Here is a 22,457-nt window from a genome sequence, read left to right on the forward strand (position 1 = left end):
CTCTCCCGCGGATCAGAGCTTTTCGGTCAGCGCCGGAACAGCGTCGAAGAGGTCCGCGACCAGACCGTAATCGGCGACCTGGAAGATCGGCGCTTCTTCGTCCTTGTTGATCGCGACGATGATCTTCGAGTCCTTCATGCCGGCGAGGTGCTGGATAGCCCCGGAGATGCCGCAGGCGATGTAGAGCTCGGGGGCCACGACCTTGCCGGTCTGACCGACCTGCCAGTCGTTCGGCGCGAAGCCCGAGTCGACGGCGGCGCGCGAGGCACCCACAGCCGCGCCAAGCTTGTCGGCCAGCGCTTCGATCACCTTGAAGTCCTCTTCCGAGCCGACGCCACGGCCGCCCGACACGACGATCTTCGCCGAGGTCAGCTCCGGACGATCGCTCTCGGCGACCTTGTCTTCGATCCAGCTCGACAGAGCGGGCGCGTCCGACATGGCGACGGTTTCGACCGAAGCCGAACCACCTTCGCCGGCTGCGTCGAAGGTCGAGGTGCGGAAGGTGATGACCTTCTTCTCGTCCTTCGATTTCACGGTCTGGATCGCGTTGCCCGCGTAGATCGGGCGCTCGAACGTGTCGGCATCGACAACGCCGGAGACATCCGAGATCACCATCACGTCGAGCAGGGCTGCGACGCGCGGCATCACGTTCTTCGCATCGGTCGTGGCAGGCGCCACGATATGCGAGTAGTCGCCCGCGAGCGACACGATCAGCGCGGCGGTCGGCTCCGCCAGACGGTGGCTCAGCGAGGGATCCTCGGCCACGAGAACCTTCGCGACACCGTCGATCTTGGCGGCGGCTTCACCCGCGGCGGCAGCAGACGCGCCCGCGCAGAGCACGGTCACATCGCCCAAGCTTTTTGCGGCGGAGACGGCCTTGGCGGTCGCGTCGACCGACAGTTCGCCATCATTCACTTCACCCAGCAGCAGAACGGCCATCACACGACCCCCTTCTCTTTGAGTTTCGCAACCAGCGTGTCGACATCCGGCACCATTTCGCCAGCCTGACGCGCTTCGGGCTCGGTGGTTTTCACCACTTCGAGGCGCGGCGAGACGTCGACGCCGTAGTCGTCGGCGGTTTTCTCGTCGAGCGGCTTCTTCTTCGCCTTCATGATGTTCGGCAGCGACGCGTAACGCGGCTCGTTCAGACGAAGGTCGGTGGTGACGATCGCGGGCAGCTTGACCTCGATGGTCTGCAGACCGCCGTCGACTTCACGGGTGACCTTCGCGGCCTCACCCTCGACCACGACTTCCGAGGCGAAGGTCGCCTGACCCCAGCCCAGAAGTGCCGCCAGCATCTGGCCGGTCGCGTTCATGTCGTTGTCGATCGCCTGCTTGCCGAGGATCACCATGCCGGGTTGCTCTTCCTCGACGACCTTGGCGAGGATCTTGGCGACGGCCAGCGGCTCGATATCGGTCTGCACGTCATCGGCGGCGACCACGAGAATCGCACGATCCGCACCCATCGCGAGCGCGGTGCGCAGGGTTTCCTGCGCCTGCTTCACGCCGATGGAGACCGCGATGATCTCTTCGACGGCGCCCTTCTCCTTCAGACGGATCGCCTCTTCGACAGCGATTTCGTCGAACGGGTTCATCGACATTTTGACATTGGCGAGATCGACACCGCTTCCGTCCGCTTTCACGCGAGCTTTCACGTTATAGTCGATCACGCGCTTCACAGGCACGAGAACCTTCATGGCGTGTCTCCCTTGTGTAGTCCGCCAAATTGCGGCGAACGGATTCATTCGGCAATTTTGTTACAAGAGCAAAGGGCGAAGGGACAGGGGGAAAACGCCTCGTTTTGGCCCTGAAACGTCACGTCTTTTCGACTGTTTGCGCTAGCGGTGCGTGCAGATTGCCCTAGCGTCGCGCTGTGTCCACGATCCGCCCATGAAAAAGGCCGCCCGAAGGCGGCCTTTCGCGTTTGTTTGCCGGGCAAGGTCAGTCGTCCTTGCACTCACCGGCGATCTTGCAGTCGTTCTGCATCTCGAGCCACATCGCGTTGGCGACGGCGACCAGAGCGGCCAGCGGAAGCCCGAGGATCCATGCGAAATACCACATCTGTCTGTCTCCTTAGTAAACGGTATGGCTGTCGCGCTCGACATCTTCGACCGTCACCTTGCCCCACAGGACCTTATAGACCCATGCGGTATAGGCGAGGATGAGCGGCATGAAGATGAGCGCGCAGACAAGCATGATGAAGAGCGTCTGGTGCGAGGACGAAGCGTCCCAGACCGTCAGCGAAGCGTCGGGCATTTTCGAGCTCGGCAGGATGAAGGGGAACATCGTCAGGCCGACCGAGGAGATCACGCCGAAGATGCCCAGTTTCGACCAGAGCAGCGTCGAGACTTCGCGCCCGGCGCGCAGCCCCCGTACCGCCATTGCGATACCCGCGAGGCCGAGGATCGGCGCAATCGCGATCCAGGGGCGGTCCGCATAGGCCTGCATCCAGCTCCCGCTATGCTCGACCGTCGAGAAGAGCGGGTTGGAGGGGCCGTTGTCCGGCACGACCGAGGTGATGTGGTAGCCCGTGATCCCGAAGGCGAGCCAGATCCCCGCGAGGATATAGGCCACGAACGCCACCATGCCTGCAACGGAGCCGATCTCGGTCGCGCGAACCTTCACCGCGCCTTCGGTCTTCACCGAGAGCCACGCCGCGCCATGCATCATCAGCATCGACAGCGACACCACGCCAGCCAGCAGCGCATAGGGGTTCAGAAGGCCCAGCAGCTTCATGATGAAGTTGCCCGGATAGAGCGGCATCAGCATGTCGTTGAGCTCGAAGGGCACGCCTTGCAGGACGTTGCCCATGGCGACGCCGAAGATCAGTGCCGGCACCGCGCCGCCCACGAAGAGCGCCCAGTCCCAGCCGTTGCGCCAAGCCGCCGAGTCGCGCTTCGAGCGATACTTGAAGCCGACGGGGCGCAGGATCAACGCCGCGAGCACGAGGAACATCGCGAGGTAGAACCCCGAGAAGCTCACCGCATAGAGGGGTGGCCAGGCCGCGAAGATCGCGCCCCCGCCGAGGATGAACCAGACCTGGTTGCCTTCCCAGACCGGGCCGACCGTGTTGATCGCCACGCGGCGCTCGCTATCGGTCTTGCCGACGAAGGGCAGAAGGGCACCCACGCCCATATCGAAGCCGTCGGTGAGCGCGAAGCCGATCAGCAGGACGCCCAGCAACAGCCACCAGATGACGCGCAGAACGTCGAGGGGGATGAGTTCATAGAGGATCATTGGTTCTTACTCCGCAGGCATGGTGACAGGGGCGTTGCCGTCGCGACCGGACAGGCGGTCGTCATGGCGCTGCAGCCACTCTTGAGTGACCTCGACATCCTGATACGGGCCTTTCTTGATGTATTTGATCATCAGGCCCATCTCGATGACGAAGAGCACGGTGTAGAAGGCCACGAAGCCCAGCAGGGTGAACAGTAGGTCGCCCACCGACAGGTGGCTGACCGAGAGTGCCGTCGGCAACACGCCGTCCACCGTCCAGGGTTGGCGTCCGAACTCGGCGGTGAACCAGCCCAGTTCCGCGGCGATCCACGGGGCGGGAATGACGATCACGGCCAGACGCAGCGCCCAACGCGGATATTGCATGCCCTTCCAGTTCGAGACGACGAAGAAGTAGACCATCAGCGCGATGAAGGAGAAGCCAAGCGCCACCATCAGGCGGAAGGACCAGAAGATCGGCCAGACCGTCGGCACGGTATCGTCCGCGGCCATCTTGATCTGCGCATCGGTCGCCTGACGGGGATCGTCCACGTAGCGTTTGAGCAGATAGGCATAGCCCAGATCGCCGACATTCTCGTTGAACTGCTTCTCGACATCGGCGGACACGTCGCCCTTGGCTTCGCGGATTTTCAGCAGGTCGTCATAGGCGACGATACCGTTGCGAATCCGCTCTTCCGAGCCTTTGACGAGCTCGTCGATCCCGGTGATCTGCTCGGTCAGCGAGCGCGTGCCGATCAGGCCCATCACCCACGGGATGTGGATCGCGTATTTCGTCTCGCGATCTTGCTGGTCGGGGATGCCGAAGAGGGTGAAGGAGGCGGGGGCCGGTTCGGTCTCCCACATCGCTTCCATCGCGGCGAGCTTCATTTTCTGGTTGTGAGTCGTCTCGTAGCCCGACTCGTCACCGAGGATGACCACCGACAGGGCCGAGGCGAGACCGAAGGCGGCCGCAACCGCGATCGAGCGGCGGGCGAGCTCGAAATGACGACCCTTGAGCATGTACCAGCTCGACACGCCCATCACGAAGACAGCCGCCGTGACATAGCCTGCCGACACCGTGTGCACGAACTTGGCCTGCGCGACGGGGTTGAACACGACGTCGAAGAAGGAGGTCATCTCCATCCGCATCGTCAGCGGATTGAAATGGGCTCCGACGGGGTTCTGCATCCAGCCATTGGCGATGAGGATCCAGAGCGCCGAGAAGTTCGACCCGATGGCGACGAGCCAGGTGACGACCATGTGCTTGACCGGCGAGAGCTTTTCCCAGCCGAAGAACATCAACCCGACGAAGGTCGCTTCCATGAAGAAGGCCATCAGGCCCTCGATGGCGAGCGGTGCGCCGAAGATGTCGCCCACATAATGCGAGTAGTAGCTCCAGTTCATCCCGAACTGGAATTCCATAGTAATGCCCGTGGCCACGCCCAGCACGAAGTTGATGCCGAACAGGGTGGCCCAGAACTTGGTCATTTGCCGCCAGATGGGGCGGTTGGTCATCACATAGACCGTCTCCATGATCGCCACGATGATCGACAGACCAAGCGTCAGCGGCACGAAGAGGAAGTGATACATGGCGGTCATGGCAAATTGCAGCCGTGACAGCTCAACGATCCCGAAATCCATTCTCGTTCTCCGTTTCCCTACTTGCACCCGACCTCGCCAAAAGCCGAGTTTCTCGGAAATATTATTCCTGGATGCAGCTTATGGGCGGGCGGTCTGCGCCTGACATTGAGCCAAATCAAATTGACGATGTGTCGCACGGAGGTGTGAAGAGCCGTGAACGACAATATGTCACATGAAATTAAGGACTTATTGTCGCAGGTCGTGCGTCATTTCAGCGCGATGGTGCCCGTTGCGGCGCTCTGATCGGGCTGTCTGTGAGACACCAGAAGGAAGCCCGCGTCGGGCAAAAGGGCGCGCAATCCGGAGAGAGTCGCGGCGGCCGTTGGGGCGTCGAGCCCCTCGGTCGGCTCGTCCAGCAGCAGGATGTCGGGTTGGCGCAAAGCCGCACGGGCCAGCGCCAGACGTTTCGTCTGACCGCCCGAAAGTCCGGTGCCGCCTTCGCCAAGCCGCGCCTCGAGACCGCCGCGCGCGGCGATCACCTCATCGAGCGCGACGGCGCGCAGTGCGGCCCAGGCCGCGTCTTCATCGAGCTGCGCCTCGGGCGGCAGGGCGAGCGCGAGGTTCTCGGCGATGGTGCCGCCGATCAGCTGGCTGCGCTGCGGAACCATGGTGAGCACATCGCGCAGGTCGCCCTCCGGCCAGTCGGCCAGCGCGCGGCCCTTCACCGTGATCTCGCCGCCGGACGGTTTGAGAAGACCGGACAGCACGGCGAGCGCGGTGGATTTCCCCGCGCCCGAAGGTCCGGCAAGCATCACCGTCTCGCCACGCGCGAGGCTGAAGGTCAGATCCGAAAAGAGCGGCGCGGCGCTATTGCTGCGGGTGAAGGCCACGTTGCGCGACTCGATCAGCGGGGCGTCCGTATTGATGGGCGCGTGGCCGTCGGGCTGGGGGCGCTCGGGCGTATCGGTCAGGTCCATGACCCGCGCGCCGGCTTCCTGCATCCGCCCGATCTCTGCCATGCCGCGACGGAGCAGCATCAGCGACTCGGCCAGTGCGAGTGCCACGAACAGGCCCATCGCGGCGCGGGCGGGCGTGATCTGCCCTGTTAGCGCCATTTGCCCGGCGATAGCCAGAGCGGCGGCTCCGGCAAGCGCGGTGGTTGCCGAAATCACGGCCCCCACGCGCCGGTCGAGCGCCTCGAGATTGCGCCGCGCCAGCGCCTCGGCCTCGACCTCGGCCAAGGTCTGCGCGGTGGCGGCCTCCAACTGTCCGGCCACGGCCAGATCGGCGCGCGCACGCATCGTCTCCAGCGCGCGGCGGCGGATGTTTTGCAGCGCGGTCTCGGCGGCGCGGGCGTCGTGGCGGGCGGCGCGGGCCACCCAGATCAGCCCGAGCCCGCCGCCCAGCAGGTAGATCAGGAAGACCGCCAGCCCGATCGGCAGCCCTTCGAGCCACCACAGCATCAGAAGTGCCGCGATCTGCACCATGCCGCCTGCGAGGAAGGGGAGGACCAGCCGCAGCAGCACGCCGTCCAGCGCATCCACATCCGAGGTGATCCGGTTCAGCGCCTGCGCACCGCGCAGCCGTGCCTGCTCTTCATGCGGGCGGCGGGAGACGCCATCCATCAGGTCGATGCGCAGCTTCGCCAGCGCACGCAGCGTGGCGTCATGGGTCAGCAACCGTTCGCCATAGCGCGAAACCGCGCGGCCCAAAGCCAGCCCGCGCACGCCTGCCGAGGGGGTGAAGAAATTGAAGTTGAGGCCCAGCCCCGTGATCCCGGCCAAGGCCGAGGCGGTGATGAACCAGCCCGACAGGCCCAGCAGTGCCGCCCCCATCGCGAGCACGAGGAAGGACAGCGCGAGGCCTCGGCTGAAGGCCCATTTCTGATCGGCGATCAGACGGGCGGTGAGGGTCAGAAGCGTTTTCATGCTGCGCCCTCCAAGTCGATCTGGCGATCCATCGCAGCAACGAGGGCGGGGTCGTGGCTCGCGACGATCAAGGTGGTGCCGTGGGCGCGCAGCGCCAGCAGCGCCGCGATCACCTTGGCGCCCGTCTCGGCATCGAGATCGGCGGTCGGTTCGTCCGCCAGCACGATCGGGCGGCCCGCGTAATGGGCGCGCGCGATCAGCAGACGCCGCGCCTCGCCGCCCGAGACGCCGCCGCCCATGTCGCCCAGCCGGGCGTCGAGCCCGCCGGGGAGGCCCGCGACGACCTCGGTCGCCTGCGCGGCATCCAGCGCCGCATCGAGATCGCCGGGACGGTTCAGCGTGATCAGCTCGCGCAGGCTCGCATCGGCGAAGCGCGGGCTTTGCGGAATCCAGCCGAAAGCCGCGCGCCAGTCATCGGCGTTTTGCTCGGTCAGCGCGGTGTCGCCCAGCGTGATCTCCCCCGCCTCGGGATGGATCAGCCCGACCAGCGCGGTCAGAAGCGTCGTCTTGCCCGCGCCCGACGGCCCGGTGATCGCCACCGCTTCGCCCGGGGCGATGTCGCCATCGGGCAGGGGGATCGGATCGGCGGCCTCGCCGGGGCGGATTTGCAGACCGTGCCAGTGCAGCGGCCCAAGCTGCGGCGCCGTGCCTTCGCCGCCGGTGCCCATCAGTGTGTTTGCCTTTGCGATGGCAGTCTCGGTCGTCTCCAGCTCGGAGGCCACGGCGAGCGCGGCGGCTCGGTCATGCCACGCCGCTGCCAGATCGCGCAGCGGCTGGAAGAACTCGGGTGCGATCATCAGCAGGAAAATCCCCTCGGCCGGGGTCATCTTGCTGCCCCATGTGCCGAAATTCATCCAGCCGATCAGCGAAAAGCCGACATAGACCGCGACCAGCGCCACGCCGATCGCGGCGAACAGTTCCAGAAGCGTCGAGGAGAGGAAGGCCACCCGCAGAACCGCCATCGTGCGGACGCGGAGGTCTTCGGATTTGGTCTCAAGATCGGCGCGCGAGCGGGCCTCCGCGCCCAAGAGCCGCAGATCGGTGATCGCGGCGATCCGGTCGATCAGCAGGCGGTTCAGAGAGCCGATCTCGACCATTTGCTTTTCCGAGGCGTCCTGCGCGGCCATGCCAACAAGCGCCATGAACAGCGGGATCAGCGGCCCCGCGATCAGCAAGATGCCCGCGACCGCCCAGCTTTGCGTGGCGGCGAGCAGGATGAAGGCGAGGGGTATGATCCGGGCGCGTAGGAAGGCGGGCTGGTAGCGCGTGGCCCAAGGACCGAGTGCGCCGAGCTTCTCCGCCGAGAGCGAGGCCAGTTCCGCAGGCGACAGCGCGGCGGCCCCGCTGGCCTGACGCAGCGCCTTTCGGATCAACGTCTCGCGGCTTTCACGCAGCACGACCTCGGCGGCATCGGCGGAAAGCTTCTGCGAAACCCAGTCGAGCGCAATCCGCACGAGCGCCAGCGCCACGAAACCCGCGGCCCCGGCAAGCGGCGAAAGCGCGGGGCTAACCCCGGGCGCGACCAGATCGCCAAGAACCAAGCCGATCAGAGCGGCCTGCGCGGGCCAGATCAGCGCCGAGGCTACGCCGAGCCAACCGGCGAGCTTCAACTTCCCCGCCACCGGCTGAGCGATACGGGCAAGAACGGCTTTCGGCTTCGGCGCTTCGGTCGTGGCGTCTGTCATAGGGATTTTGGGGTCTTTTCCTCTGTCGCGCTTGGCTGTGGAGATAGCCGGGCAGAGGGTCTGCGGCAATGGCGTGCGACAATCCGCGCTTGTCACGTCTGCGGGACATCCCGCCATGCGCGCATGAAAAAACCGTTCGGATGAGGGTCCGAACGGTTTTCGAGGTTACCTGTGGCGGGGCCTTAGCAGGGCGCGATGTACTCGCGGCCATAGGAGTCGCGATAGCGGCACTGACCCGGCTGGTTGGCTTTGCCGATCAGAGCGCCGGCAACGGTGCCGACTGCGCCGCCGATCGCGGCGTTCTGCACGCGGTCGCCGTCATCCGAAACAGCAGCGCCGATCGCGGCACCGGCAACACCGCCGGTCGCGGCAGCGCGGTCTTGTTGCGACATCTGGCAGCCTGCAACGGCAACGGTGGCGCTGAGCGGCAGGATGAGGAACATCTTCTTCATGGTACGTGTCTCCCTTCTGTATCTTCGGACATCCAACGTCGCCCCTCTCCGGGCAGTTCCAAGTTTTTCTTAATTAGTTTTGAGCCCGTATCCTGAAGCCGTGATGGTCGTGTGGCTTGACATGCGAGGTCATTCGGGGGTCAAGCAATATGGAACCCTTCGACACAGACGACAGAAAGACACGCCTATGAGTTCGACCACTTGGCGCGTTCCCCTGATCGGGGCGCTTTTCCTTTTCGCGCTGAGCGCGGTGGTGTTGATGGTCATGCGCCCGCTAATGGCGATCGACGAGACGCGCTATGTCACCGTCGCCTGGGAGATGTGGCAGGGCGGCTCCAAGCTGGTGCCGCATCTCAACGGGGCGATCTATTCCGACAAGCCGCCGCTTCTGTTCTGGCTCATCAATATCGTCTGGAGCGTCACGGGCCCCAGCGAATGGGCGGCGCGGCTGGTCGCGCCCGCTTTCGGGCTGCTGTCGGTCGGACTGGTGGCGATGCTCGCGCGCAGGCTCTGGCCGGAAGAGCCCGAGCGCGCCGGGCTCGCCGCGCTGATCCTCGGGACGAGCGGGGTGTTCCTGCTGTTCGGCTCGACGACGATGTTCGACACGATGCTGACTGCGGCGACGCTGCTAGGGATGCTCGCGGTCTGGGCGATGCGCGACACGGAGCGCTTCGCCCCGGTGATCGGGCTTGGTATCGCGTTGGCCTTCGGCGTCTTCGCCAAGGGGCCGGTGATCCTGGTGCATGTGCTGCCGACCGCGCTTTTGATGCCGCTTTGGGCGACGGGGGCGGAGCGGCCCGCGCTCAAGCAATGGTATGCGCGGATCGGGTTCGGTTTTCTGATCGGGTTCGGCATCGTGCTGCTGTGGCTCGGCCCGGCGATCATCTTCGGCGGGGCGGAATATCGCGAGCAGATCCTGTGGAAGCAAAGCGCCGGGCGGATGGTGGAAAGCTTCGCCCACGGCCGCCCCGTCTGGTTCTTCGTGGCGCTGCTGCCCTTCTTCCTCTGGCCGTGGGGCTGGAGCCGCGCGGGGCTGGCCACGTTCAAACCCTCGCGGCTCTGGGAGGATGCGGGTACGCGCATGGTGGCGGTCTGGTTCGCCACCGCATTTGTCGCCTTCTCGCTGATCTCGGGCAAACAGGCGCATTACCTCGTGCCGGAACTGCCCGCGCTGGCGCTGATCCTGTCGGGGCTGTTGCCCACGGCGGAGCGTCGGATGCGCTGGCTGCGCCTGCTGTGGCTTCTGCCCGGCGTGGCGACGGCGATCGCTGCCGCATCGGTGCATTTCGGGGCGTTCCCGGATCTGCCCGAGGGCACCGGCTCGTGGCTCTTCGTGATCGCGGGTGTGGCGCTTCTCGTGGGTGGTGCGCTGATCGTGCTCAAGGCGCGGCAGGGCTGGTTCGCCGAGGCCTTCGTCGCACCGCTCGTGCTGATCGCCATTCAGATCATGGTCTGGCCGATCCTTTGGAAAGTCTACGATCCGGCCCCGATCGCGAGCCTGATCGCCGCGCATTCCGAAAATGGCGTGGCGACCACCGATCGCGGCTATGCGGGACAGTTCTCGTTCGTCGCGCGGCTTGAGAAACCCGTGACGGTGCTCGACAACAGCGCCGATCTGGGGCGCTGGATGGCGGATCATCCCGGCGGTCTGATCCTCGCAGCGAAGCCGATCGAGGGCGCCGACGGTCTCATCCAGATCGCGGAGCGGCATTTCCGGCAGGATGACTGGCGGCTTTATCAGGTGGCGGAGACGATCGCGCCGCCCGCTGAAGCTGCGCCCGAGAACGCGCCGACTCCCGCGCCCGACAGCGCAAACTGACCCTTCAAAATAAAAGTCACGCCCGAAGCAGATGCTCCGGGCGTGCCTTCTAACCGATAGACTTCAAGTATTATGACTTGGTCTTCTCGGTGGGCCGCTCATCAAGAGTGACGGAGAGCGTGAGCGGCTTGTTCGCGCGCAGCAGAGAGAGCTGCACTTCGGTGCCCGGCGCGTCGGACCCGATCGCACGGGTCAGATCGCGGGGCTCTTTCATCGGCTTGCCATCGACGCCGACGATGATGTCGCCGCGCTTCAGGCCAGCTTTCTTCGCGGGCGTATCGGACGACACATCGGCCACGAGCACGCCTTCGGGTTTGTCGAGACCCAACGCCGCCGCGATGTCTTCGCTGACCGGCTGGATCTGCACGCCGAGGAAGCCGCGCTTGACGGTGCCGTCGTTCTGCAGATCGGCGACGACGCCCTTGATCGTGTCGGAGGGCACCGAGAAACCGATCCCGACGGAACCGCCGGTGGGCGACAGGATCGCGGTGTTCATGCCGATCACTTCGCCTTGGGCATCAAAGAGCGGGCCACCCGAGTTGCCTTTGTTGATGGCTGCATCGGTCTGGATGTAGTTATCGAACGGGCCCGATTTCAAGTCGCGGCCCTTGGCCGAGACGATGCCGGTCGAAACGGAGGTGCCGAGGCCGAACGGGTTGCCGATCGCCACGACGGGCTCGCCGACCTGTGCGGTCTGGCTGTCGCCGAAGCCCACGGTCGGCAGGTCCTTGTCGGTGTTGACCTTGACCACGGCGATATCGGTAGCCTTGTCTTCGCCGATCACTTTCGCATCCGCGGTCGAGCCGTCGGAGAAGGTGACCTTCACGCTCTCGGCGCCGTCGACGACATGGGCGTTGGTGACGATATGGCCGTCTTTCTGGATGATGAAGCCGGTGCCGAGGCCGGTGATCTCAGGACGTTGCATCTGCTGGCCCTGACCGTTGGGACCCGGACCCATATCGGGCATGCCGAAACGACGCTGGAAGAACTCGAAGGGGAAATCCTGCGGCATCCCCATTTGGGCCATTTCCTGATCGTTGGCCTGCTTCTTGATCTCGATGGTGACCACGGCGGGCATCACCTTCTTCACCAAATCGACGGTGTTGGTGAAGGTTTCGGCGGCGGCCACGTTCGGGACCAGTGCCAGACCGCTCGTCGCAACGGCGCCTGCGCCGAGCATGGCGGTGGTGGCGAGGGTGCGCAGCAGGGGGGCTTTGCGGAAGTCCTGCATGTTTCTCTCCTTGTTGACAGGTATGCGCCCTATGTGAGGGCCTAGCCTGTCAGGGACTCTGCGGGAAGATTGCAGACCTGTTATCCTTTTCACCTTTAGGGGAGGGGTGCGTGACACAAGCCGTGGCATCGGCCACATATGTCGCGAACCGAGAAAGCGAGTGCGATGAAACTGCTGTTGATCGAAGACGACGCGACCACCGCCGATTACGTGCTGCGGGGCCTGCGCGAAGAGGGCCATACGGTCGACCATCTCGCGAATGGCCGCGACGGGCTGTCCCAGGCGCTGGGCGGGACCTATGACGTGATGATCATCGACCGGATGCTGCCCGAACTGGACGGGCTATCGATCACCCGCGCGATCCGCGCCGCAAAGGTCACGACGCCGATCATCTTCCTGACCGCGATCGGTGGCGTGGATGACCGGATCGAGGGGCTCAACGCAGGCGCGGACGATTACCTCGTGAAACCCTTCGCCTTCGGCGAGCTCTCGGCGCGTCTCGCAGCACTGGCGCGGCGTCCGCAGGCGCAGTCGGAGCAGGTGATGCTGGAGGCAGGCGATCTGAAGATGGACCTGATCGCGCGCAAGGTAACGCGCGGCGGGCAGGAGATCGACCTTCTGCCTCGGGAGTTCTCGCTGTTGGAATTCCTGCTGCGCCGCAAGGGCCGGGTGCAGACCCGGACGATGTTGCTGGAGGGCGTGTGGGATCTGAATTTCGACCCGCAGACCAATGTGGTGGAGACCCATATCTCCCGGCTCCGGAACAAGGTCGACAAGCCGTTCGACCGTGACCTCATCCACACCGTGCGCGGTGCGGGCTACCGGATCGAGGGCTGATGAAGACACGTCTGAACCGCGCGGAAATCCTTGCCTCGACGCCGCTGCGGCAGGCGCTGGGGCTGATGGGGATCGTCTTCGCGATCCTTCTGGTGACGCTCGGCTTTGCCTATGTCGCGCTGCGTTCCTCGACCGAGGATTCGATCCGTGCCGATCTCAAGCAGCAAACGGCAGTATTTCAGGTGGCCGCCAACCCCGAGACGCTCTCGGTTATCGTCTCGGCGGAGGCGCGGGCCTCGGACCCGTCCGAGCGGGCGATCGCCTTCGTGATGTCGGATGGGCGGCAGGTCGGCAATGTGCGGGTCACGCATCAGGGCGACCGCTGGGTCATCTCGCGTCATCCCGAATATGCGCCGCTCTCGAAACATGGCTATTTCACGCTGACCATGCCGCTTGCGGGTGGCTTGCTGGTGATCGGGGAGAGCCGCGCGCCGATTGCGGAACTGACCTCGACCTTCCTCGCGATCCTCGTCTTCTCCTTCGTGCCCTCGCTTCTGGTGTCCGCCGCCTATGGCGCGTGGGTCGGGATGCGGGCGCGCAAGCGGGTGAGCGCGATCGAAGAGACGCTCGACGATCTCACCGAGGGGCGGCTGGAGGCGCGGGTGCCGCGCGACGAGGTGAAGGCTCGGAAGGGCGACGACCTCGCACGGATCGGGGCGCGGCTGAACGTGATGGCCGAGACGCAGGAGGCCACGGTGGCGGCGCTGCGTCAGGTTTCCGCCGATATCGCGCATGACCTGAAGACGCCGATGCAGCGGATCTCCGTGCTGCTATCGGAGCTGAAGGAAGCTTTGCCCGAGGACACACCGCCCCGGGCGCTGGCCGAGCAGGCGGGCACCGAAGCCGAACGCGCAGTGGCCGTGTTCCACTCGCTTCTGCGGATTGCACAGATCGAGGGGGGCAGTCCGAAGGCACGCTTCGCGCGGGTCGATCTGGGCGCGCTCGCGGCCGATATCACCGAGCTTTACGAGGCCAGTGCGGAAGAGGCGGGCGGGGCGCTGACCCTGCAACGGCCCAATGCGCCTCTGATGGTGCACGGCGACCGGGGCTTGCTGGGGCAGATGCTGTCGAACCTGATCGAGAACGCGATCCGTCACGGTGGCCCTGCGCCGCAGATCGCGGTGCGCCTGTCTCGCGAGCGCGGCGCAATCATTCTCAGCGTCGCCGATCATGGTCCCGGTATTCCTGCGGCGGAGCGCGAGAAGGTTCTGCGTAGGCTCTATCGGCTGGAACGCTCGCGCACGACGCCGGGCAACGGGCTGGGGCTTGCGCTGGTTCACGCGGTGGCGGGGCTGCACGAGGCGGAGCTGGAACTGTCCGACAATCGCCCCGGCCTGATCGTGTCGCTGCGCTTCGCCGCGCCGGGTCAGTCGGCCTGATCGGGCAGGTCGATCTCGGTCAGGAAACGCAGGCTCAGCGGCAGGGTCGCAGCCCCCAGCGCACGCGCGTCGGGGCCCACCTGCCCCTCGCGCACGATCGGAACGCCCGCGCCCGAGAGGTTGATCTTCGCGAGTTCCGCTTCGGTGGCGGCGACGAGCCGCGCGCGCAGATCGTCGGGCATCCAGCCGTCGATCACGATCGCATCGAGATCGCACAGTGCCGCCGAGGACGCGGCGACACTCGCGAGACCGCGCGCCGCTTTCGCGAGCCAGTCGTCGACGAGGTCTTCGGGAAGCTCCCACATATCGCGCTGCTCCCAGAGGAAACTCGCATCGAGGCCACGTTCCGCCATCGCTGCTTCGAGAACCGAGAGCGAGGCCACGTCGAGCAGCTGGCACTGGCCTCCGTGACCGTCGGGCACCGGCATCGAGGCAAGCGCGCCCGCATTGTTGTTGGGGCCGGTCACAAGCGAGCCGTTCATCACCAGCCCGCCGCCCACGAAGAAGCCCACGAATGTATAGAGGAAATCGTCCGGCAGGGTCTGATCGCCCAGCAACAGCTCTGCCGAACAGGCGGCGGAGGCGTCGTTTTCCAGCACCACGGGAAACGGGTAGATCGCCTCCAGCTCGGCGCGGATGTCGCGTTCGCGCCAATCGGCCATCGCGCTTTCTTCCAGTCCGAGCGCCACGCCCCAGTCCCACATCCGGAAGGGCGCGCCGATGCCGAGGCCCGAGATGCGCTCGCGTTTCGAGGCGGGCAATTCCGTCACCATCCGTGCGATCGCGTCGATGGCGAAGGCGATGGTATCGGCGGCGGTGGGGTAGTCGTGGCGCGAGACGCTGCGCGAGATCGGCGTGCCCATCATGTCGATCAAGATCACTTCGGTGCGGCGACGTCCGACTTTCAGCCCCAGAAAATAGGCGCCATCCGGGTTCAGGCGCATCGGCACCGTGGGCTGGCCGACCTTGCCGCGCACCGGGTCGCAGCGCAGCAGGAAGCCTTCATCTTCGAGCGCACGCATGATGACGGAAACGGTCTGTGCCGAGAGGCCCGTCATCCGCGCGATCTCTGATTTCGCCAAGGCGCCGCGGCGGCGAATCAGCGACATCACCAGCCGTTCGTTGCGGTTGCGCATCGAGGAATGATCCGTGCCAATTTTCACCGGGGCGGTCTTGATCATTTCCATCACGCGCTGGGGCACAGTTCATTCTCCGAGGCTGCTCGCGCTTAAGTTACGCTGAGTATTTATCGGCTTCCAGAGGGTGTTCTGTCAATTAATAAATCCACGTGATTTATCTATTGACGAGTCGCCCCGTCTTCGCACATGATTTGCCTCGAAGCCGATCGGAGAGACGGCTGAATTGTTTCTGGGAGGAGACCTGACATGATGAAGAAAACCGCAATTCTCGGTGCGACCGCACTCGGTCTGATGGCGACGGGCGCTTGGGCGGAAACCACCGCCTGCCTGATCACCAAGACCGACACCAACCCGTTCTTCGTGAAGATGAAAGAGGGTGCCTCGGCCAAGGCCAAAGAGATGGGCATCACGCTCAACACCTATGCGGGCAAGCTCGACGGCGACGTGGAAAGCCAGGTCGCGGCGGTCGAAAGCTGCATCGCGGCAGGTGCCAAGGGTATTCTGATCACCCCGTCCGACAGCCGTGCGCTTGCGCCTGCGGTTACGAAGGCGCGCGAGGCCGGTGCGCTGGTGATCGCGCTCGACACCCCGTTCGAGCCCGCCGACACCGCGGATGCGACCTTCGCCACCGACAACTTCAAGGCAGGCGAGCTGATCGGCCAGTGGGCCAAGGCGAAAATGGGCGACAAGGCTGCGGATGCGAAGATCGGCTTCCTCGACCTCAACCCGAGCCAGGTCTCGGTCGATTACCTGCGCGATCAGGGCTTCATGAAGGGCTTCGGCATCGACATCAAAGACGAGAAGAAGATCGGCGACGAAGACGATCCGCGCATCGTCGGCCATGACGTGACCAACGGCAACGAGCAGGGTGGCCGCACCGCGATGGAGAACCTTCTCCAGAAGGATCCGGGCATCAACGTCGTCTACACGATCAACGAGCCCGCTGCCGCCGGTGCCTACGAGGCGCTGAAATCGGTCGGCATGCAGGATCAGGCGATCATCGTTTCGGTCGATGGCGGCTGCCCGGGCGTGCAGAACGTCAAGGAAGGCATCATTGGCGCGACCTCGATGCAGTTCCCGCTGAAGATGGCCTCGATGGGCATCGAAGCGATCGCGGCCTTCGCCAAGGACGGCACCAAGCCGCAGAACTCCGAAGGTCTCGACTTCTACAACACCGGCGTGACGCTGATCACCGACCAGCCGGTCGACGGCATCGACTCGATCTCGTCTGAAGAAGGCCTGAAGCAGTGCTGGGGCTGATCCCCGCCTGAAAGACCGGAAGGGCCGCCCCGCGCGGTGGCCCTTTCCTTTGGGCCGCGTGACGGCCCTTCACCCCACATTGCACAAAGAGGATGACGGACATGACCCAGACCGTTCCGCCTCGCGGCCAGTCCTTCGAGCACGGCCTCGACCAAAGCGACAAGACCGTCGCGGCCTTCAAGAGTAAGAAACGCGGGCTTCTCGGCACGATCCAGCACGGGCTGCACGGCAATCCGACGATGGTGCCGGTGATCGTGCTTCTGTTGTCCGTCGCCGTGTTCGGCCTGGTCGCAGGGGGCAAGTTCTTCTCGGCCTTCAACCTGACCCTGATCATGCAGCAGGTCTCGATCATCGGGATGCTGGCTGCGGCGCAATCGCTGATCATCCTGACCGCAGGCATCGACCTGTCGGTGGCCGCGATCATGGTGCTGATGTCGGTGATCGCCGGCAACCTTGCCGTCTACATGGGCGTGCCCGCACCGATCGCGCTACTGATTTCCTTCGCAGGCGGCACCGGCGCCGGTTTGCTGAACGGCTTCCTCGTCACCAAGGTGAAACTGCCGCCCTTCATCACCACGCTCGGCACCTGGTCGATCTTCTACGCGCTCAACCTGTGGCTTTCGGGCGCGCAGTCGATCCGCTCGCAGGATATCGACAAGTTCGCGCCCCTTCTGAAATTCTTCGGCAACACGATTACCGTCGGCAATGCGCGGCTGACCTATGGGTCGGTCCTGATGGTCGTGGTGTTCCTCGTGCTCTGGTATCTGCTGAACAAGACCGCCTGGGGCCGCCACGTCTATGCCGTGGGCGACGACAAGGAGGCGGCGGAGCTCGCGGGCATCCGCACCGACCGCACGCTGCTGTCGGTCTACGGTCTGGCCGGTCTCGTCTGCGCGATCGCAGCTTGGGCCTCGATCGGCCGCGTGGGGTCGATCTCGCCGCAGGCCTTCTACGAGGCGAACCTGCATTCCATCACCGCCGTGGTGATCGGGGGCATCTCGCTCTTCGGCGGGCGCGGCTCGATCCTCGGCGCATTGTTCGGGGCGCTGATCGTGGGCGTGTTCCAGTCGGGGCTGCGGCTCGCGAATGTGGACGTGCTCTGGCAGGTCTTCGCCATCGGCTGGCTCATCATCATCGCGGTCGCTATCGACCAATGGATCAGAAAGGTTTCGGCATGACGCAAGAACCCATTCTCACCGCACGCGGTCTGGTGAAACGCTATGGCCGCGTCACCGCCCTCGACGAGTGCGACTTCGATCTCTACCCGGGCGAAATCCTGGCCGTGATCGGCGATAACGGGGCCGGGAAATCCTCGCTCATCAAGGCGATTTCCGGGGCCGTTACGGCCGACGAGGGCGAGATCAAGCTGGAAGGCAAGCCGATCTCCTTCAAGAGCCCGCTCGAGGCGCAGGATGCCGGGATCGCGACGGTCTATCAGACGCTGGCGCTCTCTCCCGCGCTGTCGATCGTGGACAACATGTTCGTCGGGCGCGAGTTGCGCCGCGCCGGTCCGATGGGCAAATGGCTGCGGATGCTCGACAAGCCCGCGATGCGCGCCTTCGCCCGAGAGAAGCTCAACGATCTGGGGCTGGCGACCATTCAGGATATCGATCAGGCGGTCGAGACGCTGTCGGGTGGTCAGCGTCAGGGCGTGGCCGTGGCTCGCGCGGCGGCTTTCGGGTCGAAAGTGATCATCATGGACGAGCCGACGGCGGCGCTCGGCGTGAAGGAGAGCCGTCAGGTGCTCAACCTGATCCTTGATCTCAAGGCAAAAGGTCTGCCGATCATTCTGATCTCGCACAACATGCCGCATGTGTTCGAGGTGGCGGATCGGGTCCACGTCCACCGGCTGGGCAAGCGGCTTTGCGTGATCGATCCGAAGAACCATTCGATGTCGGATGCGGTGGCCTACATGACCGGCGCGAAGCAGCCCGACGACGTTAACGAAGCCGCTTGAGAGCAGGCGAAAGAACAGGAAGCGCCCGGTCGGATCGGCCGGGCGTTTTTCGTTTGGGGAGTGAGGGGCGCGCCCGAGCCTTGGGTGGGCGCTTTGATCGGCGCGTGGCTGCGCGCTTTATCTCGCAAGCCCGTAAGTCATTCGTGCCCGCGATGACGTCGCCAATGCGCCCTCCCGGGGGGAGGGTCGGGCGCGGCCCGGGGCTGGTCGCCCCGCGCCATAAACGCCCCCCTCAACCCCAAACAAGAAAACCCGCGCCCTCCCGAGCGCGGGTTTCCCGTGAAACAACAACGGGTCGTCAGTTGCGGCGGCCCGCTTCCAGCGCGTCTTCGAAGGTGCGCAGCCCGGTCTTCGGGGCCTGAACCAGCACGGCCATGTTGCCCGGCTTATGCTCGTTGCGCAGCATCTTGGTATGGGCCTGCGGGATCTGATCCCACGGGAAGACCTCGGACATGCAGGGGTCCAGACGCCGCTCCACCATCAGCTTGTTGGCCGAGGCCGCCTGCTTGAGGTTGGCGAAGTGCGAGCCCTGCAGGCGCTTCTGGTGCATCCACATGTAGCGCACGTCGAAGGTGCAGTTGAAACCCGAGGTGCCGGCGCAGATCACGACCATGCCGCCCTTCTTCACGATCAGCGTCGAGACCGGAAAGGTCGCCTCGCCGGGGTGTTCGAAGACCATGTCCACGTTCACACCTTTGCCAGTGATGTCCCAGATCGCCTTGCCGAACTTGCGGGCCTCTTTCAGCCACTCGTTATATTCCGGCGTGTTGACCGTGGGCAGCTGACCCCAGCACTTGAAGTCTTTGCGGTTGATCACGCCCTTGGCGCCCTGATCCATCACGAACTGACGCTTGCTCTCGTCCGAGATCACGCCGATCGCGTTGGCGCCTGCGGTGTTCGCAAGCTGGATCGCGTAGGAGCCCAGACCGCCCGAGGCGCCCCAGACAAGCACGTTCTGGCCTGGCTTGAGCTCATGCGGATGGTGACCGAACAGCATCCGGTAGGCGGTGGCGAGCGTCAGCGTGTAGCAGGCGGCCTCTTCCCAGGTCAGGTGCTTCGGGCGCGGCATCAACTGCTGCGCCTGCACGCGGGTGAACTGCGAGAACGAGCCGTCATGCGTCTCGTAGCCCCAGATCCGCTGGGAGGGAGAGAACATCGGGTCGCCGCCGTTGCACTCTTCGTCGTCGCCATCGTCCTGGTTGCAGTGGATTACCACCTCGTCGCCGACTTTCCAGCGTTTGACCTTGTCGCCCACCTTCCAGACGATGCCCGACGCGTCGGAGCCTGCGATGTGATAGGGCTGCTTGTGACCGTCGAAGGGCGAGATCGGCACGCCGAGACCGGCCCAGACGCCGTTATAGTTCACGCCCGCGGCCATCACGAGAACGAGCACTTCGTGGCTGTCGATCTCCCAGGTGTCGACGACTTCCTGCTGGAACGACTGCTCGGGCTCGCCATGGCGTTCGCGACGGATCGCCCAAGCGTACATTTTCGGGGGGACGTAGCCGAGGGGCGGCATCTCGCCGATCTCGTAAAGGTCCTTCTCCGGCGCATCGTAGGGCGCGATACCGGTTTCCTGATCAAGGGCCATGGCTTTCTCCTGTCTGTCCTTGCCGCGCCGCAGAATCGGGCGGTGTTCGTTCAGAGGGATACGCATGGCTGCGCAACTTTTCAATCCCTGACGTTCCGTTTTTGTAATTTTATGTCCCTCGCGATTTTCGAGCTGCGAGCAAACCCCTATTTATAAAGCTTCGCGTCGCGGACGCTGCGTGAAACCAGTCACGCCGCGTTGCAGCGAATTGACAGGATCACAAAATTCAATTTAAACCATCTCAACGCGCAACAATATTGCGCAGCGAAGATTCGTATTCCGATGGAGGCCGCCATGACCGACACGATGCCCGCCAAAGACCGCCCCTGGCTGTTTCGCACCTATGCGGGCCATTCCACGGCTGCCGCCTCGAATGCGCTCTATCGCAACAACCTCGCCAAGGGGCAGACGGGCCTCTCCGTGGCTTTCGACCTGCCGACCCAGACCGGCTATGACAGCGACCATGTCCTGTCGCGCGGCGAGGTGGGCAAAGTCGGTGTGCCGGTCTGCCATCTGGGCGACATGCGTGCGCTGTTCGATGAGATCCCGCTCGAGCAGATGAACACTTCGATGACGATCAACGCGACCGCGCCGTGGCTCTTGTCGCTCTATATCGCTGTGGCCGAGGAGCAGGGTGCGGATGTGTCGAAGCTGCAGGGGACGGTTCAGAACGATCTGGTGAAGGAATACCTCTCGCGCGGCACCTATATCTGCCCGCCGAAGCCCTCGCTCGCGATGATCACCGATGTCGCGGCCTATACCCGCGAGCACCTGCCGAAATGGAACCCGATGAACGTCTGTTCCTATCATCTGCAGGAAGCCGGGGCGACGCCGCAGCAGGAGCTGGCCTTCGCGCTCGCGACCGCGATTGCGGTGCTGGACGATCTGAAAACCAAGGTGCCGGAAGAGGCCTTCCCCGCGATGGTCGGGCGCATCTCCTTCTTCGTGAATGCGGGCATCCGCTTCGTCACCGAGATGTGCAAGATGCGCGCCTTCACCGAGCTGTGGGACGAGATCTGCCGTGACCGCTACGGCGTCGAGGACGAAAAATTCCGCCGTTTCCGCTATGGCGTGCAGGTGAACTCGCTCGGCCTGACCGAACAGCAGCCCGAGAACAACGTCTACCGCATCCTGATCGAGATGCTGGCCGTGACGCTGTCGAAGAACGCGCGCGCCCGCGCGGTGCAGCTGCCCGCCTGGAACGAAGCGCTCGGCCTGCCGCGCCCCTGGGATCAGCAATGGTCGCTGCGGATGCAGCAGATCATGGCCTATGAGACCGACCTTCTGGAATATGGCGATCTGTTCGACGGCAACCCGGCGGTGAGTGCGAAGGTCGAGGCGCTGAAGGACGGCGCGCGGGCCGAGCTGGAAACGCTCGACGGTATGGGCGGGGCGATTGCCGCGATCGACTACATGAAATCGCGTCTGGTGGAATCGAACGCCGCGCGGATCAACCGGATCGAAGCCGAGGAAACCATCGTCGTCGGTGTGAACCGCTGGCAGCAGGGCGAACCCTCGCCGCTGACCGCAGGCGATGGCGGCATCATGGTCGTCGACCCGGCGGTGGAGCAGGAGCAGATCGACCGTCTGAACGCCTGGCGCGCCGAGCGTGACGAGGCCGCGGTGCAGGATGCGCTCGCGCAACTCAAGGCGGACGCGAAGGCTGGCAAGAATATCATGGAAGCTTCGATCGCTGCCGCGAAAGCGGGCGCGACCACCGGCGAATGGGCAGGCGTGATGCGCGCCGTTCATGGCGAGTATCGCGGCCCCACGGGGGTCTCGCGCTCGCCCTCGAACCAGACCGAAGGGCTCGACGATATCCGCGAGGCCGTGGATGCGGTGAGCTCGCAGCTGGGCCGTCGTCTGAAATTCCTCGTCGGCAAGCCGGGCCTCGACGGCCACTCGAACGGCGCCGAGCAGATCGCCTTCCGCGCCCGCGATTGCGGCATGGACATCACCTATGACGGCATTCGCCTGACGCCGGAACAGATCGTCGCCAAAGCCATCGAGGACGAGGCGCATGTGGTGGGGCTGTCGATCCTGTCGGGCTCGCATATGCCCCTGATCGAGGAGTTGATGGAGCGGATGCGCGCCGCTGGCCTCGACCATGTCCCGGTCGTCGTCGGCGGGATCATCCCGGATGAGGACGCCAAGAAGCTCCTGAGCTTCGGCGTCGCGCGCGTCTACACGCCCAAGGATTTCGAGCTGAACCGGATCATGATGGATATCGTGACGCTCGCGACCCCGGCCGAGAAAGCCGCCTGAGCGCGCAGCCCGTTTGGGATCGGGAAGGAGCAGGCGTCTTCTTCTCGACCCAAATATCCCCGCCGGAGGCTCCCGGCGTCGGACCCCGCGAAAACCGCGCCCTTTCGCCCTTCCGCCCGC

General features: G+C 64.6%; 18 protein-coding genes. 7 read left to right on the forward strand and 11 right to left on the reverse strand.

The window, feature by feature from the left end; genetic code table 11:
* Positions 1 to 12: 12 nt before the first annotated feature.
* The 8 genes from BMI89_RS12770 to BMI89_RS12805 all read right to left on the reverse strand — a co-directional run bounded on the left by BMI89_RS12770 (position 13) and on the right by BMI89_RS12805 (position 8,859).
* Positions 13 to 939, reverse strand: a complete 927-nt coding sequence (locus tag BMI89_RS12770) for an electron transfer flavoprotein subunit alpha/FixB family protein (protein WP_078542565.1) — start codon at positions 937 to 939, stop codon at positions 13 to 15.
* On the reverse strand, positions 939 to 1,697 hold the full coding sequence (locus BMI89_RS12775; RefSeq protein WP_078521428.1) for an electron transfer flavoprotein subunit beta/FixA family protein: 759 nt from the start codon (positions 1,695 to 1,697) through the stop codon (positions 939 to 941). Before BMI89_RS12775 ends, BMI89_RS12770 begins: the two co-directional genes overlap by 1 nt.
* Before the next feature lie 244 nt (positions 1,698 to 1,941).
* On the reverse strand, positions 1,942 to 2,061 hold the full coding sequence (cydX, locus tag BMI89_RS12780) for a cytochrome bd-I oxidase subunit CydX (protein ID WP_078521427.1): 120 nt from the start codon (positions 2,059 to 2,061) through the stop codon (positions 1,942 to 1,944).
* 12 nt (positions 2,062 to 2,073) lie between these two features.
* The gene (gene cydB / locus BMI89_RS12785) at positions 2,074 to 3,237 is read right to left on the reverse strand and encodes a cytochrome d ubiquinol oxidase subunit II (protein ID WP_078571214.1); all 1,164 of its coding nucleotides are present in this window, start codon (positions 3,235 to 3,237) and stop codon (positions 2,074 to 2,076) included.
* Between the two features lie 6 nt (positions 3,238 to 3,243).
* Complete coding sequence (locus tag BMI89_RS12790) at positions 3,244 to 4,854, reverse strand: cytochrome ubiquinol oxidase subunit I (protein WP_078571215.1); 1,611 nt, start codon at positions 4,852 to 4,854, stop codon at positions 3,244 to 3,246.
* A 206-nt stretch (positions 4,855 to 5,060) separates the two neighbouring features.
* Complete coding sequence (locus tag BMI89_RS12795; RefSeq protein ID WP_078571216.1) at positions 5,061 to 6,722, reverse strand: ATP-binding cassette domain-containing protein; 1,662 nt, start codon at positions 6,720 to 6,722, stop codon at positions 5,061 to 5,063.
* Positions 6,719 to 8,407 carry a thiol reductant ABC exporter subunit CydD gene (gene cydD, locus BMI89_RS12800; protein WP_078571217.1) on the reverse strand — a complete coding sequence of 563 codons (1,689 nt, stop codon included), beginning with the start codon at positions 8,405 to 8,407 and terminating at the stop codon, positions 6,719 to 6,721. Before cydD ends, BMI89_RS12795 begins: the two co-directional genes overlap by 4 nt.
* A 182-nt stretch (positions 8,408 to 8,589) precedes the next feature.
* Positions 8,590 to 8,859 (reverse strand): YMGG-like glycine zipper-containing protein, encoded by a 270-nt coding sequence (locus tag BMI89_RS12805; protein WP_075776878.1) that lies wholly within the window; start codon positions 8,857 to 8,859, stop codon positions 8,590 to 8,592.
* A 187-nt stretch (positions 8,860 to 9,046) separates the two neighbouring features.
* Here BMI89_RS12805 and BMI89_RS12810 point away from each other — a divergent pair, with 187 nt between their 5' ends.
* The gene (locus BMI89_RS12810; RefSeq protein ID WP_168176810.1) at positions 9,047 to 10,678 is read left to right on the forward strand and encodes a glycosyltransferase family 39 protein; all 1,632 of its coding nucleotides are present in this window, start codon (positions 9,047 to 9,049) and stop codon (positions 10,676 to 10,678) included.
* A 70-nt stretch (positions 10,679 to 10,748) separates the two neighbouring features.
* Here BMI89_RS12810 and BMI89_RS12815 read toward each other — a convergent pair whose 3' ends face one another.
* On the reverse strand, positions 10,749 to 11,909 hold the full coding sequence (locus BMI89_RS12815; RefSeq protein WP_078571219.1) for a Do family serine endopeptidase: 1,161 nt from the start codon (positions 11,907 to 11,909) through the stop codon (positions 10,749 to 10,751).
* A 165-nt stretch (positions 11,910 to 12,074) separates the two neighbouring features.
* Between BMI89_RS12815 and BMI89_RS12820 the strand changes: the two genes are divergently transcribed.
* Positions 12,075 to 12,746, forward strand: a complete 672-nt coding sequence (locus BMI89_RS12820) for a response regulator transcription factor (protein WP_078571324.1) — start codon at positions 12,075 to 12,077, stop codon at positions 12,744 to 12,746.
* Entirely contained in the window at positions 12,746 to 14,125 is a 1,380-nt protein-coding gene (locus BMI89_RS12825; protein WP_078571220.1) for a HAMP domain-containing sensor histidine kinase, read from the forward strand. The genes BMI89_RS12820 and BMI89_RS12825 overlap by 1 nt, the downstream gene beginning before the upstream one ends.
* On the opposite strand, the gene BMI89_RS12830 is transcribed toward BMI89_RS12825, so the two are convergent.
* Positions 14,113 to 15,327: an ROK family protein gene (locus BMI89_RS12830; protein WP_348638854.1), complete on the reverse strand. Its 1,215-nt coding sequence runs from the start codon at positions 15,325 to 15,327 to the stop codon at positions 14,113 to 14,115. The genes BMI89_RS12825 and BMI89_RS12830 overlap by 13 nt on opposite strands.
* 186 nt (positions 15,328 to 15,513) lie before the next feature.
* Between BMI89_RS12830 and BMI89_RS12835 the strand changes: the two genes are divergently transcribed.
* The 3 genes from BMI89_RS12835 (at position 15,514) to BMI89_RS12845 (ending at position 18,481) form a co-directional block, all read left to right on the forward strand.
* On the forward strand, positions 15,514 to 16,524 hold the full coding sequence (locus BMI89_RS12835; protein ID WP_078521667.1) for a sugar ABC transporter substrate-binding protein: 1,011 nt from the start codon (positions 15,514 to 15,516) through the stop codon (positions 16,522 to 16,524).
* A gap of 101 nt (positions 16,525 to 16,625) precedes the next feature.
* Positions 16,626 to 17,702 carry an ABC transporter permease gene (locus BMI89_RS12840; RefSeq protein ID WP_078521410.1) on the forward strand — a complete coding sequence of 359 codons (1,077 nt, stop codon included), beginning with the start codon at positions 16,626 to 16,628 and terminating at the stop codon, positions 17,700 to 17,702.
* On the forward strand, positions 17,699 to 18,481 hold the full coding sequence (locus tag BMI89_RS12845) for an ATP-binding cassette domain-containing protein (RefSeq protein ID WP_078542575.1): 783 nt from the start codon (positions 17,699 to 17,701) through the stop codon (positions 18,479 to 18,481). The genes BMI89_RS12840 and BMI89_RS12845 overlap by 4 nt, the downstream gene beginning before the upstream one ends.
* Before the next feature lie 298 nt (positions 18,482 to 18,779).
* On the opposite strand, the gene ccrA is transcribed toward BMI89_RS12845, so the two are convergent.
* Positions 18,780 to 20,072 (reverse strand): crotonyl-CoA carboxylase/reductase, encoded by a 1,293-nt coding sequence (gene ccrA, locus BMI89_RS12850; protein WP_078542614.1) that lies wholly within the window; start codon positions 20,070 to 20,072, stop codon positions 18,780 to 18,782.
* 294 nt (positions 20,073 to 20,366) lie between these two features.
* Here ccrA and BMI89_RS12855 point away from each other — a divergent pair, with 294 nt between their 5' ends.
* Positions 20,367 to 22,337 (forward strand): protein meaA, encoded by a 1,971-nt coding sequence (locus tag BMI89_RS12855; protein ID WP_078571326.1) that lies wholly within the window; start codon positions 20,367 to 20,369, stop codon positions 22,335 to 22,337.
* The last annotated feature ends 120 nt before the right edge of the window (positions 22,338 to 22,457 follow it).

The sequence above is a fragment of the Thioclava sp. F36-7 genome (genome assembly GCF_002020075.1).
GTDB lineage: Bacteria > Pseudomonadota > Alphaproteobacteria > Rhodobacterales > Rhodobacteraceae > Thioclava > Thioclava sediminum.